We start from the raw sequence: 17,668 nt of genomic DNA, 5'->3' as shown, positions 1-17,668 counted from the left end.
GCACCCCGTCAGCAGACCGTCGTGCGGCACCATACCCATAGGTGCACGTTTCACGAACGACTGGAGGCCCCGCGTGGAACCCATCACGGCAGAACTGCTCGTGGCTCTCGCCTCGGGGACGGCCGGTGCGGCCGGGCAACAGATCTGGACGTCCCTGCGCGACCTGGTCACCCGAAGGGGGCCGCGCCCCGGCGAGGGCGAAGCGGCGATGACGGCCGAGCCCCCGCGTACCGAGGAACGGGCCGCGCAGCTCGCCGCGCTGCTCAACGAACGCGCCCGGCAGGATCCGGACTTCGCCACCGCGCTGGAGACCTGGCGGCGGCAGGCGAACGCCGAGGTCACCGCGCGGTCCGGGGACGTCACGAACGAGATCTCGGGCGGTACGCAAGGGACGGTGATCCAGGGCCGGGACTTCCACGGCGACATCACGTTCGGCGCCCGTTCCTCCTGAGCGGTGGCTGTGCGGACGCGAATCCGGAAGGAATCGGTCCGCGTCGCCGGCGGCGCAAAGGGGGTGGGTGGCGTGCGCCGGAGCGGCAGCCTGCTGCCCCGGTGTGCGCCCCTGCAACGGATTCCGGTCAGGCGCGAGGTGTACGGAGGGACGCGGCTCGCGCCCGCGTGCTTTCTCTTCCGTTCCGCTCCCGCCCCGCTCCGTAAAGGCGACTTTCGGCCAACCCTTCTCGGCCTGTCGTACGAAGGGCGATACCAGACCGGGGCGCTCTACGGGTAAGTTTGCCAACTGCGCACCGCACATGAACGGTTGACGACTACAGTGGCTGCTTGGTGATCATCGGTAGGCTCATCACACCCACGTAGGACACCTCCCCCTGTAGTGCACCCCCGTAGTACGCCGAATCCTGGGCACGTACCAAGGACACTCATGTCTCAACTTCGCGCACCCGCCGCGCGGTCCGAACGCCGCGAGGGCGGGCGGCACGGCCGGTCAGGCGCCCGTACCGCCGCCGGCGCGACCGGCGCCGGCTCCCCCCAGTCCCCCGCGCCGCTTCCGACCGAGGCCCGCATACGCCCCCAACTCCTGCGTACCTCCGTCCTCCCCGCCGTCGCCGTGGCGCTCGGCGGCGCCGCCGCCGTGCTGTTCACGATCCGCTCCACCGGCGCCAGCCCGACCCCCGGCCTGTGGGCCGCGCTCACCGGAGCCGCGGCGCTCACGGTGGCCTCGGTGACCGCCGCCGCCCTCGGCGCCGACCGGGCCGCCAAGGCCGTCCTCGATCGCGCCAACGCCCTGCGCCGCGCCAGCGCCCGCAGCCAGAGCGAACTGCGGACGGTCCTCGAACAGTTGCGCAGGGGTGAGAGTCCGGCGCCCCGGCCGCCCGCGGCACCGGCCGGTTCACCGTCCGGTGACGAGTTCGACCTGCTGGCGCAGGAGCTGACCCGCTCGCACGAGGCCGCCGTCACCGCCGTGGTGCAGGCGTCCAAGCTGTCCAGCAGCGTCGGCAACGAACAGAAGGTCGAGGTCTTCGTCAACCTCGCCCGCCGGCTCCAGTCCCTCGTCCACCGCGAGATCCAGCTCCTCGACGAGCTGGAGAACGAGGTGGAGGACCCCGAGCTGCTCAAGGGCCTGTTCCACGTCGACCACCTCGCCACCCGCATCCGCCGGCACGCGGAGAACCTCGCCGTCCTCGGCGGCGCCATCTCCCGCCGGCAGTGGTCGAACCCGGTCACCATGACCGAGGTGCTGCGCTCCTCCATCGCCGAGGTCGAGCAGTACCCGCGGGTGAAGCTGGTCCCGCCGATCGACGGTACGCTCCGGGGCCATGCCGTGGCCGACGTCATCCACCTCCTCGCCGAACTGGTCGAGAACGCGACGCTGTTCTCCGCGCCGCACACCACCGTGCTGCTGCGCGCCCAGTACGTCACGGCCGGTCTCGCCATCGAGGTCGAGGACCGCGGTCTGGGCATGCCCGTCGCCGAGCAGAACAAGATGAACGCCCTGCTCTCCGACCCCGACCAGGTCAACGTCGCGCACCTGCTCCAGGACGGCCGCATCGGACTCTTCGTCGTCTCGGCCCTGGCCCGGCGCCACGGCATCGCCGTTCGGCTCCAGTCGAACATCTACGGCGGTGTGCAGGCCGTGCTCGTCCTGCCGCAGGGCCTGCTCGGCGCCGACCCCGAGGGCCTCGCCCGGGGCGAGGGCCAGGCCGCCCAGGCCCAGGCCCAGGTCGCCGCCAAGGCCGCCCAGGCCCAGCTCGACAGCCAGGCCCTGGCCCAGCAGCCGGGCGGTCGGTCCGCCCCGCTCCCGGCCGCGGCGCCGCAGGCCCCCGCCCCGCAGGCCCCCGTACAGCCGGCGCCCGCGCCCGCCCCCGTACCCGCGCAGGCTCAGGCACAGGCGCACCTCCAGGCGCCGGCGCACGCGCAGGCGCCGCAGGCACCCGCCGTACCGGTCACCCCCTCCGTACAGCGGCCCTCGGCACCCCTCGGCACCACGACCGGCGGCTCCGGAGCGCCGGAGACCGCCGGCCCGCCCCGCGCGGCCGGAGCGACCGCGGGCCCCGGAAGCCACGGGGTCCCGTCGCAGTCCGCCTACCCCGGGCCCCACGGGTCCGGCACCGTCCCCCACCCTCCGGCGACCGAGGTCCCCCCGGCCCCGGCCTCCGGAGCCACGGGCAGGCCCGTCCTCCCCAAGCGGCGCGCCCAGGAGCACCTCGTCCCGCAGTTGCGCGACGAGCCCGCGGCCCGCAGGCCCGAGGAGCACGCCCTGCACGACCCGGGCCTCATGGCCGCCTTCCAGCGCGGCATCGGCCTCGCAGAATCCCAGCCCGCCCCCCGTGAACCGCTGCGTCCCGGTGACGCGCACAAGGAGTAGATGCACCATGGCGAGCAATGCGCCGAACGGCCATTCCTCGGATCTCGACTGGCTGCTCAGCGGCCTGGTCCAGCGGGTCCCCTACACCCGTAATGCCGTACTGCTCTCCTCCGACGGCCTCGTGAAGTCCGTCCACGGCCTCGACCCCGACGCGGCCGACCACATGGCCGCACTGGCCTCCGGCCTGTACTCGCTCGGCCGCAGCGCCGGCGCCCGCTTCGGCGACGGCGGCGAGGTCCGGCAGGTCGTGGTCGAGCTGGACTCCACGCTGCTGTTCGTCTCCACCGCCGGGTCCGGCACCTGTCTCGCGGTCCTCGCGGGCCGGGAGGCCGACGCCGCCGTCCTCGGCTACGAGATGGCCATGCTCGTCAAGAGCGTGCGGCCGTATCTGGTCACCCCGGCCAGACAGGCCGCCGGCGCGGCGGGCAGTGCGGGGCAGTGAGCATGGGGTCCCCTCAGGAAGGGCCCTGGCTCGACGACGCGGCCGGCCGGCTGATCCGCCCGTACACCGTCAGCGGTGGCCGGACCCAGCCCACGGCGGCGCTCGACCTGCTGTCGATGGTGATGGCGACCGGCACGGCACCGCAGCCGCACATGGGTCCCGAGCACAGCCTGGCCCTCGGGCTGTGCGACGGACCCACCTCGGTGGCGGAGATCGCGGCGCACTTACGGCTCCCGGCCGTCGTCACCAAGGTCCTGCTCTCCGACCTCGTGGACTGCGGGGCGCTCACCGCCCGAGCTCCCCGCTTCCACGCCAATCCAACCGACCGTTCCTTGCTGGAGGCAGTGCTCGATGGCCTACGACAACGGCTCTGAGCGCCACGAACGTGGTCACGAAGGCTTCGCGACCGACCCGTTTCCCACCGCCCTGAAGATCCTGGTGGCGGGCGGGTTCGGCGTGGGCAAGACCACGTTCGTGGGCGCCGTCAGCGAGATCGAACCGCTGAGCACCGAAGAGCTGCTGACCTCGGTCAGCGCGGCCACCGACAGCCTGGAGGGCGTGGAGTCCAAGACCACGACCACGGTCGCGATGGACTTCGGGCGCATCACCCTGGACGACAAGAACGTGCTGTACCTGTTCGGCACGCCGGGCCAGGAGCGCTTCTGGTTCATGTGGGACGAGCTCTCCGAGGGCGCGCTCGGAGCGGTCGTCCTGGCCGACACCCGCCGGCTCCAGGACTGCTTCTCCGCCGTCGACTTCTTCGAGCGGCGGGGCATCGAATTCGTGGTGGCGGTCAACGAGTTCGACGGCTCCTACCGCTACGAACCGGACGAGGTACGGGCGGCCCTCGACCTCAAGCCCACGGTGCCGGTCGTGCTCTGCGACGCCCGGATCTCCAGCTCCGGCATCCGCACCCTGCTGACCCTCGTCCAGCATCTGCTCACCACCATCCCGGCCGCCGTGCCGAGCTACGGAGCCCCGACATGACCTACGACCCGACCGGTCACCTGCTGCTGACCCCCGTCGACCAGGAGGCGCCCGCCCGGGTCCGCCGCCTGCGCGAACTGGGGCTCGGCGAGCAGCCCGACCCGGCCTTCGACGAATTCGCCCACCGGCTCGCGGAGGTGACCGGCGCGCCGTTCTCGATGGTCAACTTCATCGACGAGAACCGGCAGTTCTTCGCCGGCCTGCACACCCCGGCCGGCACCCACTCCGGCACCGACCTGGGGGCCACCGCCGCCGGCGGCGGTGTCGGCCGCTTCATGGCCCGGGACCACGGCTACTGCCCGCACGTGGTGGTGCGCCGCAAGGCCCTGGTCCTGGAGGACGTCTGCGACTACCCGCGCTTCGCGGGCAACCCGGTCGTGGACGAGATCGGCATCCGCTCGTACATGGGGGCACCGCTGATCGACCGCACGGGCGTGGCGCTCGGCACGATCTGCGTGGTCGACACGGACGTGCGGCCCTGGGGGCGCGCCGGCCTGGAGACCATCAAGGCGATGGCGGCGGAGCTGGTGGAGCAGATTCACCGCCGCGAGGACGGCAGGTTCTGACGAGCACCGTACGGAGAGCTACGCGTACAGATGCCCCGGTGTTCGGCTCTTCGCCGGACTCCGGGGCACGGTGCTTCTAGCGACCCTGGCGACCCTGTTCGAGGGGGTCTCAGATGTACGCGGGCTCCATGCGGACCACGTCGGAGAGCCGCTCCGACCAGCTTCCCTTGTCCTGGCCGAGGGCGACCTCGGCGAGGCGGAGGAGCTGGATGTCGGAGGTGCCCGCCGGGGCGAAGATGTGGTGCGCGTCGCGGAGGTACCGCTCGATGGACCGGTCGGTGAAGAGGCCGGCCGCCGCGTGGATCTCCATGGCGTTGCGCCCGGAGTCGAGGGCGGACTCGACGTTGACCAGCTTGGCGTTCATCAGCTCGGTGTCGCAGGACATGCCCTGGTCGAGCAGATGGACGGCGTGGTACGCGGCGAGCCGGGCCGTCATCAGCCGCGACTGCATCTGCCCCAGCTTCAGCTTCACCGTGGGCAGTTCGGCCAGCGGCTTGCCGTAGCGGATGCGCTCGGTGGCGAAGCGGGTGGTCTCCTCCAGGATCGCCTGGTGGATGCCGAGCGACACGGCGGTGAGGTTGGCGCGGCCGTAGAGCACGCTGGAGGAGTACGCGACGGCGAGGCCGTCGCCCTCGTCGCCGAGCCGGTTGGAGGCCGGCACCCGGCAGTTCTCGAAGATGAGCTCGCCGAAGCTGAAGCCGTGCAGCCCCATGGCCGGCTGCTGCGGACCGGTCCTGAATCCCGGGCGATCGGATTCGACCAGGAAGGCGGTGAGCCCCTTCGATCCGGGACCGGTGCGGACCACGACCCCATGGAGATCGCCGACATGGCTGTTGCCGACGTACACCTTGCTGCCGTTGAGGATGTAGTCGTCGCCGTCACGGACCGCGCTCGCGGACATGCCGAGGACATGGCCGCCGGACTCGGGTTCGGTGACCGCGATGGTCGGCAGGCACTCGCCGGAGGCGATGGCCGGAAGCCAGGTCTTGCGCTGTTCGTCGCTCCCGAAGTGGATGATCTTGGCGGTGCCGAGCTGCGATGCCTGGACCATGGCGCCCATCGCCCCGCTCACCCGCGAGAGCTCCTCGATGATGATCGTCTTGGCCAGATGGCCGGCGCCCATGCCACCGTACTCATGGCCGATAGTCGCGCCCAGCCAGCCCTGTCGGGTGATGAGCCGGGACAGTTCGTGGTGGACCGTGCGCGACGCCTCCATCTCCGGTATGCGTGGCCGAACCTCACGCTCTGCGAAGTCGCGAACCCGCGCCCTCAGTTGGTGATGCAGCCGACTGCTGAAGTAGCCGTCCATTCGAGTCCTCCCCTGCGAAACGCCTGCTCGTCGAGTGGTCCGAGCAGGTGGTGCATCGGCAGTGGTCCCGTCCCGAACAGGCCGACCACTTCATGGTGTTGATCTTTCTGGGGTGGAGCAATATCGCCACCAACTTTGTCCGAAAACGGAACGGTTGACGTTTGTTTCTGACTGTGTTTCGTGTGGTCTTGGCCTGCTCAGTCCGGTCCGAAGGACATTCCCCGGGGGCATCTTTCTGCCACATGCCAACGGCAACGAGTTCCCGGGCATATGGCGTCGAGAGAGGCCGGGTCGCCTCATACGTCACTTCGTCACCGAAGAGGCGGCATTCCGGAACCGTCGCCGGGGCGGGGCAGGCCCGGCGGCGCGGGGTGCGCGGGCGGATGAACCCCGCCCCGGGGGAGCCGTGGGGGCGTGTGGGGGCACGCCCCGGCGCGGGGGCGTGTCGAGCCGCGCGCGCCGTGGCGGTCACGGAGCGTGCGCGGGGGCGCGAGCGGGGCGCGCGGGGTGGCGCGGAGGTGCGCGCACGAGAGTGAGGGGCCGGGTGAGGGGGCGGGCGGGGGTGAGGGGGCGGGGGCTTGCGGCCGTCCTTTGCCGCCGGGAGGCCGTACGGTCGGTCCATGGCCACTTCCGACGATGTGCGCAGGATCGCCCTCTCCCTGCCCGAGGCCGTCGAGAAGACCGCCTGGGGCATGCCCACCTTCCGGGCCGGCCCGGGCGGGCGGATCTTCGCCTCGCTGGACGACGACCAGGTGCTGGGCGTCACGTGCCCGAGGGAGGAGCGCGCCGAGCTGATCGCGGCCGAGCCCGAGAAGTTCTTCCTCCGCGAGGGCCACGACGACCGCTATGCGTGGCTACGGGTCCGGCTCGCCGCCCTCGACGACGAGGAGGAGCTCCGGGCCATCCTGGCCGATTCCTGGCGCCAGGCCGCCCGCCCCCGGCTCCGGAACCGGTACCCGGAGGTGGGGCGGGTCGTACCGGAGGTGGGGCGGGCCGTACCGGAGGTGGGGCGGGCCGTACCGGAGGAGGGGCGGATCGCGCCCGAGGAGGGGCGGATCGCGCCCGAGGAAGGGCGGGCCGGGCCCTCGGACGGCTGAGGCGCGGCCCGCCTCCCGGTACGGGGACCGGGCCGGCGGTTCACCCCAGGAAGGCCGTGATCCGCGCCCGGAGGGCCGCCGGGTCGAGCCCCTGTCCGGCCAGGTGCTCGTCGACGGAGCCGTACCGGCGCAGCTCGCGGCGCCCGATGCCGAGCCCGAGGACGCGGTGCGGCACCTCGGCGAGCGCGTCGTTCGCGGCGGCCGTCGAGGTCCCGGCGAGGTACGGCTCCACCAGGACCACGTCCGGGCGCGCCCCGGCGACGGCCCGGCGCAGGGTCTCGCCGTCGAAGGGGCGGATGGTCGTCGCGTACAGCACCGTGACGTCGAGGCCCTCGGTCGCGGCCAGGACGTTGTCGAGCATCGGACCCACCGCGACGACGACCCCCCGAGAGCCCTCGCGCAGCGGGGTGAGGCCCGCGCCGCCGACCGGATGCGCCGAGGCGTTGGCGTGCACCGACAGCCGCACGTAGTCCGACCCGTCCCCGGCGGCGGCCTGCCGCACCAGGGCCTCGGCCTCGTCCGGGTGCCCCGGCACGTGCACGCTCCAGCCGTCGAGGGTGTCCATCAGCGCCACATCGCCGGGCGACATGTGGGTGAAGCCGCCGGCCGGCCAGTCGTACGATCCGCCCGCGCTGACCAGGACGCCGTGGACACCCTGGTGCCCGAAGTCCAGCTTCACCTGTTCGAAGGGGCGCTCCACCAGGAAACTGGCGAAGGTGTGCATGATCGGCCGCATCCCGGTGAGCGCCATCCCGCCGCCGACCCCGATGAGCAACTGCTCGCGGATCCCGACGTTGATCACCCGCTCGGGGTGGCGCCGCAGGGCCTGCCGGAAGCCGTCCGTGCTGATGTCGGCGAGTACGAGCGCGAGGCGGGGGTCGTCATCGAGCAGGCGGGTGGTGGTGGCGATGAAGCGGTCACGCATGGTGTCCATGAGGTTCTCCTGGGGGAGTGGGGCGTGGGGGAGGGGTGCGCCGGCCCGCGGCCCGGGGCGCGCCGGACTGGGGGCTCGGGCCCCGGGGGCCGGGCTCGGCGCGCGGTTCAGCTCTTGGGCTCGACGCGGGCGACGACCGCGCGGGGCCGGCCGGGGTGCGGCGCGGTGTAGGCGGCGTACAGCGCCTCGTGGTCCCGCCCGTCCACGGTCTCGGCCGACCAGCCGGCCGCCTCGAACCGCGAGGCGATCCCGCCCGGCCAGCCGTGGGTGGCTGAGCTGTTGTCGATCACCAGCGTGTGCAGCGCTTCGAGCCCGGCGGACCCGGCATAGGCGAGCGCCTCGTGGTTGCTGCCCTCGTCCAGCTCGGCGTCCCCGATCAGCACCCACACCCGGGGCTCGGTGAGCCCCTGCGCCCGCAGCCCGAGCACGCTCCCCACGGCCAGCGGCAGCCCGTGCCCGAGCGAGCCGCTCCCGATCTCCACGCCCGGCACGAGCGTGCGGTCCGGATGGTGCCCGAGCGGCGAGTCGTACCCGCCGAAGCCGCTCAGCACCTCCTCCTCGATGAACCCCTTCGCGGCGAGGACGGCGTAGTACGCCATGGGCCCGTGCCCCTTCGACAGCAGGAACCGGTCCCGCCCCGCCTCCCGCACGTCCTCCGGTGCCACCCGCAGGACCCGGTCGTACAGCACCCACAACGCGTCGAGCGTCGAGGTGGCGGCGGGCGAGTGCTTCTCGTCCCCGGTCATCAGCGCCATGAGCCGGTGCAGCCGCTCGATGTCGGCCCGCGCCGCGGGGATCGTGTCCGTCGTGTTCGTCATGGCCCACACCGTGCTACCTCAAGCGCGCTTGAGGTCAACCCGCAAACCGGTTCGTGACCACGCGCGGAAGTGCGGTATTGTTCTCATGCGCGTTCGGCCGGGGAAACCCCAGGTCAGACGGGCACCGGGACGTGGCGCAGCTTGGTAGCGCACTTGACTGGGGGTCAAGGGGTCGCAGGTTCAAATCCTGTCGTCCCGACTTGTGAGAGTCGCAGTCGAGGGGCCGTTTCAGAGCGATCTGAAACGGCCCCTCGATCGTTTCCGGCCGACCGTTTCGCTCCGCTGACCCCGTCTGTTCATTCGACGTCAGAGCTGCTGATCTTCGGCACGCCATTCGTCTTCGAGCATGCTGAACGTCAGGGAGTCCCGCCAGCCGTCCCGTATCCATGCCGTGTGGCGAAGGCGCCCCTCGTACGTCATCCCGAGCTTGGCCAGCACGCGGGCGGAGCCGAGATTCCGCGGGTCACAGGTGGCGAAGATCCGATGGAGCCCCAACTGATCGAAGCCGTACGCGAGAAGTCCGCGCCCGATTCCCGTGCCGATGCCTTGCCCCCATACCCGGGGATGCACGATGTAGGAGATCTCGCCCTGGCGCTGCCGGTGACTGCGGACACGCAGCTCGCCCATACCGACGACGTCGTCCCCCCAGCGCGCCGCATGGGCGAACCTCTGCTGGGGTGTGCTCGACCACGCCTCGACCGCGGCCCGCACGAAATCGCGTGTCTGGTCCTCGGTGTTCGGTCCCCAAGCCTGGAAACGGCAAGCCTCTGGGAGGCGGGCCCACGAGTGAACGGCCTGCCAGTCATCGAGCGCGATCTTGGTCAAGGACACCGCGTGCTGACGCATGGGTTGATCTTGTCACCTGGAGCCGGCTTTCCCGGGTAGAAGGGCCGCGAGGAAAGGACGGCCGGTATGGGCGAGTTGTCGATCGGGACGTGTTCATGGACGGACAAGGCGCTGGTGGCCAGCGGTTGGTATCCACCTGGGCGGCGCGACCCGGAGGGGAGGCTGCGGTACTACGCCGAACGCTTCCCCGTCGTGGAGGTCGACGCCGGTTACTACGCTCTCCCCAGCGTGCGCAACAGTCTGCTCTGGGTCGAACGCACGCCGGCGAGCTTCCGGTTCGATGTCAAGGCGTTCTCCCTCCTCACCGGCCACCCGACCCGCAAGGCCGCCCTGCCCGCCGACCTGCGCGGCCATGCCCTCGGCGACCCGGAGCTGCTGGACGAGGTCTGGCATCGTTTCGGCGCGGCCCTGCGGCCCCTTCGCGAGTCCGGCCGGCTGGGCGCCGTACTGTTCCAGTTCCCGCCGTGGTTCGGTCCGGGCGCCCGGGCGGAGACCGTGCTCCACGCCACCAGGAAACGGGCGTACGAGTGGCCGATGGCCGTGGAGTTCCGCCATCCCGACTGGTGGCGTGAGGACCGGCGGGAGCGGACCGCCGCCCTGTTGAGGGACCTGGACGCCACCGCGGTGGCCGTCGACACGGTCCAAGGGCTGCCCACCTCGATGCCCGCCGTCACCCCCGTCACCTCCCCGAGGCTCGCCGTGGTCCGCTTTCACGGCCGCAGCGCCGCCTGGGGGACCGGAAGCAAGGAGGACCGCTTCCGCCATTCCTACACGCGGGAGGAACTGGCCGACTGGCTGCCGCGCCTGCGCTCTCTGGGGGACCGGGCCGAGCAGGTGCACGTCCTGTTCAACAACTGCTGCGGTGACGCCGCGGTACGCGCCGCCGAGACGCTCCGCGGCCTGCTTGACGGTTCGTGAAGCCGGCCCCTCTCAGGACGCGCTGCTCCACCCGGCGGCCGGGGAGTACGCGTCGAGCAGGTCCACCACGAAGACCAGGGTCGAGTGCGGCGGGATCGACGAGGAGGGCGACTCCTTGCCGTAGCCGAGACGCGGAGGAACGACGATCTCGCGCCGACCGCCGACCCTCATCCCCCGCACCCCCCGGTCCATACCCTTGATGACCCTGCCGCCGCCCAGGGCGAACTTGAACGGCTCGCCGCGGTCCCAGGAAGCGTCGAACTGCTTCCCGGACGCGAAGGTCACCCCTACGTAGTGCACCCGGACCACCATGCCCGGCTTCACCTCGGGCCCGTCCCCGACGATCAGGTCACGGAGGGCCAGCTCGGTGGGAGCGGCACCCTCCGGGACGTCGACCTCGGGCTTCGTCCGCTCACCCATCACAGCCTCATCACTCTCCGCAGCCGACCCGCACGGCCCGTCCGGACGCACGGACTCTCCAAGGCAGCCTATGCCGGTCCGGAGGCGGTCGCGGACGCCGCCCGCCAGCGCCGGGCAACGGCCTCCGGCCGGCGGCCGGGGCCCCTGCGGGCGGCCCTAGTCCGAGAAGGTCCAGAAGAGACCGACCTCGGTGGCCGAGACCACGACAAGACCGCAGTCCTCCATGAACACACCCAGCGGGCTGTACTCCAGGCCCTCTCGTGAGAAGTCCAGCGTCCCCGGCGCGCTGCCCGGCTTGCCGACGTTGGTGTGGTACGTGGCGCCGTCCCCGTACCGCGCGAGGACCGTGCGCGCCATGTCCCGCAGCTCCTCGGGGGACTCGTCGAAGTACCGGAGGTTGTCCAGGGTGCAGCCGGCCTCCGTGAGGGCGAGGAGCAGATCCTCGGCGCCGGCCCGGTCGATCTCCTGGAGACGCGGTGCCACGTACGCGGCGGGGTGGGCGGCGAAGGGCCACCGGGGGTCCTCCGCGCGCCGCGGGTCCTGCTCCGCGTCGTCGACGCGGGCCCAGCCCCGGGGGTCGGGCACGGCCCGGGCCGTCAGCGCGAGGACGTCGAGCGTCCAGTCCTCGTGGCGGCGCGGGCCGGTGGCGATGTACGCGCAGGCGTCCCGGTACAGGTGGCGTACCGCGGCGTCCCAGGACGCCTGGTCGACGGACGGCACGAGGGTGCGGGACCTCGGGCCGAGGGGAGCGGGGCTACTCGACACGGGCGGGCTCCCGTTCGCGTACGGGCCGCGGCTCGTTCTCCGGCTCCCCACCGTGGCTCTCCGGGGCGCCGAACCAGGCCACCGCCACCGCGCCCGCGACCGCCAGGACGAAACCGAGGACGGCCAGCCAGGCGAAGCCCGGGCGGGAGGCGTCCCCCAGCCACCACACGCCGATCATGCCCGGCAGCACGGTCTCGCCGACCACGAGCGCTGCCGTCGCGCCGTTCACCGAGCCGATCTGCAGCGCGACCGTGTGCAGGTACATGCCGCCGACACCGGCCACCAGGATCGCGTACAGCGCCGGGTCCGTCAGGAGCGCGCCCGGGTCGAAGGGGTCGATGCCGTTCAGGATCCGCACCCCGACCCCCAACGCGCCGAAGCCCAGACCCGACAGGAGGCCCGCGAGGATCGCCGCCCGGGCGCCGAGCACGCGGACGAGGACCGTACCGCCGACCATCAGCAGCAGCGAGACGGCGAGCAGCCACCAGTGCGTCGCGATCGGGGTGTGCCCGCTGCCTTCCGGGCCCGCCGCGCTCGCCAGCAGCACCAGGGCCGAGCAGACCACACCGATCGAGGTCCACTCCGCGCGGGTCAGCCGGATGCCGAGCAGCCGCACGCTGAGGACGGCCGTGATGACCAGGTTGGCGCTGATCACGGTCTGCGAGAGGAACAGCGGGAGCATGCGGGCGGCGAGCGCGCCGAGGCCGAAGCCGACGAAGTCCAGGATCGTGCCGACGATGAACTCCCAGGTCATCGCGGCCTTCGCGGTCGACGACAGGCTCGGCCCGCCGTGCTGGGTGACCTGCCCCGCCGCGGCCGCCTCGCGCCGGGCGGACTTGCGGGAGCCGACGGCCTGGAGGACGGACCCCGTGCCGTAACAGATCGAGGCGGCGACGGCGGTCAGCAGTCCTATGAGCACAAGCAGATCCCTTCACACGGTCGGGGCCGGTCGGCCCCGTTCGTTCTCCGCTTGCCAGACGTCGGATCGGGCGCCGGCGTTGCCTCCGGCCTCCGACTTCCGTGCGGGCGCGGCCGCCGCGCGCCCCCCGGGCCCCTCGGCCCCGTGAGTCCGGTCAGCCCACGGTCCAGCGGATCATCCACGCCTCGTTCTGGATGGAGATGACGTGCTCGCACCGTGACACGAAGGCGCCGCTCGCCTCCGTCGAGGGCGTCGTCTCCGCCTGCCAGGCGTCGAGGAGCTGCTGCAACTCCTCGGCGGTGCGCAGGAACTCGAGCTGCTGGTAGGCGTAACGCTGTGCTATCCCGTGGGCGGTGACCGCGATGGACACGGAGGCGATCACCCCCGTCCAGGCCGCGAGCCCTCCGAGGGAGAAGGCCCCGGCGGCCGCGGCCAGGAGGGCGCCCGCCGCGCCGAAGGCGACTTCGACCTTGCCGAGGAGTTCCACCTTGCGGTGCATCAGCGCGGCCTTGGGTCGGTAGTACGTGTCGATCTGGCGGCGCAGCCGAAGGTCGACGTACGTGTCGATGCCCGTCACCGGAGGCAGCGGGCGGGCCTCGGCGGTGATGCCCGTGGTGTGACGCACGAGGTCCGCGGCGTCCACACGGAAGCGGCGGGCCCGCTCCGCCAGGAGCGCCGCGCCGTTCTCCGCGTCCTCGTACGGGCCCACGCCGGCGAGGCAGGTGTAGACCTCGCCCTTGAGGGCCTCCGACACGGCCCGGGTACGGATCCAGTCACTCATCCGGCCGGGGCCGGCCCGGTGGGCGAGAACGGGTGACATGCCCGCGGTGAGGGCGGCGAGGAAGGCGAAGGAGGTCCCCAGCCAGGTCTGCCAGTCCATCGTCTGGGCGGCCGCCGTACCGAGGATCGCCGCGGCGACCGCCAACGCCAGGGCCCGCGAACGAGCCGTCTCCACCGACCTCTTGAGCTTGTTCGCGCTCTGGGACCAGACGCTCTGCTGGTCCCAGACCTGTCGCATCGTCACGTTCTCGTGCGTCACTGTCATGCGGAGATTCTGGCGACTGGGTGCGGACGGCGGAACTCCCTCCGTCCGGAGGGCAGCCGGCCGACATGGCCGAGGAGTCTCTTCATCCGGGGGGACGACCGACTAGCGTGGAGCGGATAGGGCTTCGGGGGGAGCGGTGTGCGGGCGCGTCGTCGATGGTGGTGGCTGTTCTCCTGTGCCCTGGCGTGGGCGCTGTGCTGTGCGCTCGTGGGCCCCTGGGTCGCCCTGGCCGGTCTCTTGGTCCCCGGCGCGGTCTTCGTCCGTTTCCCTTCGTTCCGCCGCTTCCCTTCGTTCCGCCGTCGGCCGTCGGGCCGCTCCGACGGCCGGCGACCTCTCCGCGTCCGGCCGGGGGAGCGCGTCGGGAGTCCTGCCCGGCCGGCGCCCGCGAAGCGCCCGGAACTCTTCGTCGCCGGCTGGGGCGTGGCCGGAGCGGTGGTGTACGGCCTGGCCGCATGGGGCCTGCAGTACGTCACCGTACGCCTCGGGCGGCGGACGGTGTCGCTCATCCCCGAACTCCGGCCGGTAGAGGGCTTCTACCACGAGGTGGGCGAACAGATGGCGGAGAGTCTGTTCGGGGTGTCCGCCGACCGGCCGTACTGGCAGTTCCTCGCCGCGGGAGCGGGGCTGATCGCCGGCGGAGTGGCGGCGGCCGGCCGGGAGATCGTGCTGCGGGCCGAGCTCGCGGGGAAGATCTTCGACGAACTGGCCGAAGCGCAGGAACAGGGACCCCCGTCCGAAGGCACGGGGAAGGTGTTCGTCAGCTACTCCCGACGGGATTCCACGTTCGCCGAGCGCCTTCACCGGGAGCTCTCCGGCCGTCTGCGCGAAGTGTGGGTGGACTGGCTGGACATCGAGCCGTCGGCACGCTGGCGTGAGCGCATCGACGAGGCCATCCGCGGCTCCGACGCCGTGATCGTGCTGCTCAGTCGGGACTCGTTGCGTTCGAAGTACTGCTGGTTGGAGTGCGAGCGGGCGCTCGCGCTGCGCAAACGGGTACTGCCGATCGTCATCGACCCTGCACTCGAACACGGGGCCAGTGCCGCACTCCGCGAGAACGGCTGGGACCCGCTCGCCGACTTCCAACTCCTGCGGATGAGCCGGTCGGAGGAGTTCGCGGCGGGCGCGGACGCCATTCACGCCTTCGTGAAGAACCGGCACCGCTGGACCGCCTTCCACACGCGGATCGGGCTGCGCGCGCACGAATGGCGCATCAGTGGGGGAAGCGAGGCGTTGCTGCTGCGCGGGCACGAGCTGGTCGTCGCCGAGGCGTGGCAGCGGCAGCGGCCCGCGTCCGGGGAGGTGGACGACCGGACGGCACTCACCGAGGAGCAGGTGGCGTTCCTGCGGGCCAGCCGCGCGGCGGCACGGCGTCGTCGGATACGGGTCCAGGTGGGGGCCGTCGCCATAAGCGTGGCTCTGGCGGCACTCGCCGGGCTCGTCGTCTCCGGGGAGTCCTCGGCGTTGGCCCAGCGCCGGGCGGCCGATTCGCGGAGGCTGGCCGCCACCGCGAATGAACGGGCCGACGGCGACGTCCGACAGGCGGCGTTGCTGAGCGTCGCCGCGTTCAGTCAGGCCGACACGACCGAGGCCCGCGAGTCGCTGCTCCGGCAACTCAGCCGTTTCGACAAGGTGCGCGGCGTGATCCCGGCCAAGCGCGCCCTCGTCTCGTACCTCAGCCTCAGCCAGGACGAATCCGCGCTGGTCATCTGGCGGCGGGACGGGACGGCCGAGGTCTGGGACACCGCCGCGATGCGCTCCCGCGGCACGGTGCGGGGAACGCGCATGTCCAGCATGGCGGGAGGGGACATGAGCGCCGACGGGCGGATCCTCGGCGTCCTGCGCAAGGGGATCGTCGTCCTCGTCGACACCCGCACGATGAAGGAGACCCATCAGGCCGATCTCCGGCACTTCGGTGTGTCCGGCATCTTCGGCACAGCGGAACTGAGCCGCGACGGGAAGACCCTGCTGGTGAGCCCCTCGCCCGAGTCAGGGGCGCGTGGTCGGACCGTGGTGTGGGACGTGGCTGCCGGAACGGCGGTGCTTCAGGTGGAGGGATCGCTGGTCAAAGAAGGGGCTTTCGGCCTGGCGACGGAGATCCTGGACGAGGGCGACGACTCCGTGTCGGTCGGTTACGTGGCCGCCCCCGAACGGCCGCCGTCGAAGCTTCCGCCGGGCAGATTCCTCGGTATGAGCCACGCGGGAGCCCCGGTCGTGATGAACAGCGGAACCATCCGGGTTCTCACCGACACCGGGCGTACCGCGTGGACGCTGGGGAAGGGGCTGACCTTCGAGGACTTCAGTCGCAACGGGCGCTATCTCGTCGCCAGGCACACCGCTGCCCCGGGCCGCCACGACGTGTGGGACCTCGGCGCCCGTCGGCGGATCGGCCGCGTCGACGCTCCCGACCCCGGGGCCTACGGCCCCCGGGTGTCCCTGAGCGACGACGGCCGGTGGCTCGCGGTGGCGGCCACCTCCTTCTCGATCTTCCAGCAGACGTCGCAGTACGGGCTCTACAGCACCAGGACGGGCCGCAAGGAGGCGGACCTGCCGGGGCACGAGATCGCCCTCGGCGCGCGCGGACGGCTGATGGCCGGGGCAGGCTCGTACGGCACCGTGACGCTCTGGGACCGCGGTCAGGCCGGGCGCTTCGCCGACAGGTTCGAGGCTGCCGGTGCTGCCGGTGCCGTCGGCCTCGATGCCGCGACCGCCTCCCGTGGCGACGCCCTGGCGGTCCTCATGACGGACGGTACGGTGCGGCTTCTCCGCCGGTCCGACGGGCGGCTCCGTCGGACCGTCCGTCCCGGCGCCGATGCCTACCGGATCGCCCTGTCGCCCGACGGCGCTCTGCTCGCCGTCGCGGAGGCCGAGGGGGTGGGCTACGAACGCGCGGTGCACGTGGAGGTCTTCGACACCGGGAGCGGCCGCCGACTCGCTCGCCTGGAGGGGCAGGGCATCGGCTCCCCGAAAGTGCTCCCGATGACGTTGCTCTTCTCCCCGGACGGACGGCGGCTGTACCTCGGAGAGGCACACGGTGCGTCCGTGTATAGCTGGCACACCGGAACATGGCGGCCGGGCCACCGGTACGGCCCCGACTACGAGGTCGGCATCGTCGAGGACACGGCCCTGAGCGCCGACGGTTCCCTGCTGGCGGTGACGGGCGGTCAGCAGAAGGCTCAGGTCTGGGACACCCGGACGGGAAGACGCCTCGGCAAGCCCGTGCCGGGGGCGATGTCCGTCGCCTTCCGTCCCGACGGTCTCCTCGTGCTCGGGGGCGTGGGCGGCGGCAATCCCGCCCTGATCCTCTGGGATCCCCGTGCGCACCGTGCCCTCCGGGCCGCTCCGGACGCCGGGGAACTCACCCGGGCCGTCGCGGTCGGTCCGGACGGGCGGACGGCGGCTTCCGTCACGGGCGACGGGAGGCTTCTGCTGTGGGATGCCGATCTCGAGCGCAGCATCCAGGTCCCGGGATGGACGCTGGGGCGGCGCGGGGACCTCGTCGGGTTCACCGGGGAGGGCGACCGCCTGGTCGTCGAGCGGGACGGTGAGCTCTCCTCACTGCTGGTCGGCCCGAGCCGCTGGCGCGCGGCCCTGTGCTCCATCGCGGGGGAGCCGATGTCGCCCGCGGAGTGGCAGAACGCGGCTCCGGGAGAGCGGTTCCGGCGGATCTGCTGAGCCGCCGGACGGGGGAGGCGGTGGAGTGATCGGGTGGCGGGGGGCCGGGGTGGGGTTTCCGGGGGGCGGGGGGAGGCCACACGTTACTGACGCCAACCGCAGCCGT

General features: G+C 72.2%; 16 protein-coding genes, 1 tRNA gene and 1 pseudogene. 10 read left to right on the top strand and 8 right to left on the bottom strand.

Annotated features, from left to right (window positions below; all coding sequences use genetic code 11):
- Positions 1-73 precede the first annotated feature (73 nt).
- The 6 genes from ABZ135_RS06395 to ABZ135_RS06370 all read left to right on the top strand — a co-directional run bounded on the left by ABZ135_RS06395 (position 74) and on the right by ABZ135_RS06370 (position 4,819).
- Positions 74-451: a hypothetical protein gene (locus tag ABZ135_RS06395; RefSeq protein ID WP_356692387.1), complete on the top strand. Its 378-nt coding sequence runs from the start codon at positions 74-76 to the stop codon at positions 449-451.
- 429 nt (positions 452-880) lie between these two features.
- Positions 881-2,824, top strand: coding sequence for an ATP-binding protein (locus tag ABZ135_RS06390; protein WP_356692385.1), 1,944 nt, complete (start codon positions 881-883; stop codon positions 2,822-2,824).
- A gap of 7 nt (positions 2,825-2,831) precedes the next feature.
- Positions 2,832-3,266: a roadblock/LC7 domain-containing protein gene (locus ABZ135_RS06385; protein WP_345484375.1), complete on the top strand. Its 435-nt coding sequence runs from the start codon at positions 2,832-2,834 to the stop codon at positions 3,264-3,266.
- Positions 3,267-3,268: 2 nt separating this feature from the next.
- On the top strand, positions 3,269-3,640 hold the full coding sequence (locus ABZ135_RS06380) for a DUF742 domain-containing protein (protein WP_345484374.1): 372 nt from the start codon (positions 3,269-3,271) through the stop codon (positions 3,638-3,640).
- On the top strand, positions 3,618-4,253 hold the full coding sequence (locus ABZ135_RS06375; RefSeq protein ID WP_356692382.1) for an ATP/GTP-binding protein: 636 nt from the start codon (positions 3,618-3,620) through the stop codon (positions 4,251-4,253). The genes ABZ135_RS06380 and ABZ135_RS06375 overlap by 23 nt, the downstream gene beginning before the upstream one ends.
- A complete protein-coding gene (locus tag ABZ135_RS06370; protein WP_356692380.1) occupies positions 4,250-4,819 on the top strand; it encodes a GAF domain-containing protein in 570 nt (189 codons plus the stop codon). Before ABZ135_RS06375 ends, ABZ135_RS06370 begins: the two co-directional genes overlap by 4 nt.
- Positions 4,820-4,928: 109 nt before the next feature.
- Here ABZ135_RS06370 and ABZ135_RS06365 read toward each other — a convergent pair whose 3' ends face one another.
- Positions 4,929-6,128, bottom strand: coding sequence for an acyl-CoA dehydrogenase family protein (locus ABZ135_RS06365; protein WP_356692378.1), 1,200 nt, complete (start codon positions 6,126-6,128; stop codon positions 4,929-4,931).
- 620 nt (positions 6,129-6,748) lie between these two features.
- On the opposite strand from ABZ135_RS06365, the pseudogene ABZ135_RS06360 reads away from it, so the two are divergent.
- Positions 6,749-7,060, top strand: a pseudogene (locus tag ABZ135_RS06360) (MmcQ/YjbR family DNA-binding protein); the annotation flags it as partial.
- Positions 7,061-7,265: 205 nt separating this feature from the next.
- Here the strand turns inward: ABZ135_RS06360 and ABZ135_RS06355 are convergent.
- Both ABZ135_RS06355 and ABZ135_RS06350 read right to left on the bottom strand, forming a co-directional pair.
- Positions 7,266-8,159 (bottom strand): transketolase C-terminal domain-containing protein, encoded by an 894-nt coding sequence (locus ABZ135_RS06355; protein ID WP_356692376.1) that lies wholly within the window; start codon positions 8,157-8,159, stop codon positions 7,266-7,268.
- A 107-nt stretch (positions 8,160-8,266) separates the two neighbouring features.
- The gene (locus ABZ135_RS06350) at positions 8,267-8,977 is read right to left on the bottom strand and encodes a transketolase (protein ID WP_356692374.1); all 711 of its coding nucleotides are present in this window, start codon (positions 8,975-8,977) and stop codon (positions 8,267-8,269) included.
- 125 nt (positions 8,978-9,102) lie between these two features.
- On the opposite strand from ABZ135_RS06350, the gene ABZ135_RS06345 reads away from it, so the two are divergent.
- Positions 9,103-9,176, top strand: a tRNA-Pro gene (locus ABZ135_RS06345).
- A 107-nt stretch (positions 9,177-9,283) separates the two neighbouring features.
- On the opposite strand, the gene ABZ135_RS06340 is transcribed toward ABZ135_RS06345, so the two are convergent.
- Complete coding sequence (locus ABZ135_RS06340; protein WP_356692372.1) at positions 9,284-9,823, bottom strand: GNAT family protein; 540 nt, start codon at positions 9,821-9,823, stop codon at positions 9,284-9,286.
- 66 nt (positions 9,824-9,889) lie between these two features.
- Here ABZ135_RS06340 and ABZ135_RS06335 point away from each other — a divergent pair, with 66 nt between their 5' ends.
- Positions 9,890-10,741: a DUF72 domain-containing protein gene (locus ABZ135_RS06335; protein WP_356692370.1), complete on the top strand. Its 852-nt coding sequence runs from the start codon at positions 9,890-9,892 to the stop codon at positions 10,739-10,741.
- A gap of 12 nt (positions 10,742-10,753) precedes the next feature.
- Here the strand turns inward: ABZ135_RS06335 and ABZ135_RS06330 are convergent, their stop codons facing one another.
- The 4 genes from ABZ135_RS06330 to ABZ135_RS06315 form a co-directional block, all read right to left on the bottom strand.
- A complete protein-coding gene (locus ABZ135_RS06330; RefSeq protein ID WP_356692368.1) occupies positions 10,754-11,161 on the bottom strand; it encodes an FKBP-type peptidyl-prolyl cis-trans isomerase in 408 nt (135 codons plus the stop codon).
- A 156-nt stretch (positions 11,162-11,317) separates the two neighbouring features.
- Positions 11,318-11,926, bottom strand: coding sequence for a hypothetical protein (locus ABZ135_RS06325; protein WP_356692366.1), 609 nt, complete (start codon positions 11,924-11,926; stop codon positions 11,318-11,320).
- Positions 11,916-12,845, bottom strand: a complete 930-nt coding sequence (locus ABZ135_RS06320; RefSeq protein ID WP_356692364.1) for a hypothetical protein — start codon at positions 12,843-12,845, stop codon at positions 11,916-11,918. Before ABZ135_RS06320 ends, ABZ135_RS06325 begins: the two co-directional genes overlap by 11 nt.
- A gap of 154 nt (positions 12,846-12,999) precedes the next feature.
- Entirely contained in the window at positions 13,000-13,890 is an 891-nt protein-coding gene (locus ABZ135_RS06315; protein ID WP_356692362.1) for a DUF4231 domain-containing protein, read from the bottom strand.
- A 420-nt stretch (positions 13,891-14,310) separates the two neighbouring features.
- On the opposite strand from ABZ135_RS06315, the gene ABZ135_RS06310 reads away from it, so the two are divergent.
- Positions 14,311-17,562: a toll/interleukin-1 receptor domain-containing protein gene (locus ABZ135_RS06310; protein ID WP_356692360.1), complete on the top strand. Its 3,252-nt coding sequence runs from the start codon at positions 14,311-14,313 to the stop codon at positions 17,560-17,562.
- Positions 17,563-17,668 lie beyond the last annotated feature (106 nt).

It is taken from the genome of Streptomyces sp. NPDC006339, from assembly GCF_040612775.1.
GTDB lineage: Bacteria > Actinomycetota > Actinomycetes > Streptomycetales > Streptomycetaceae > Streptomyces.
Note: the sequence above shows the minus strand (reverse complement) of the source record. Positions and strands in the feature narration are given on the sequence as shown.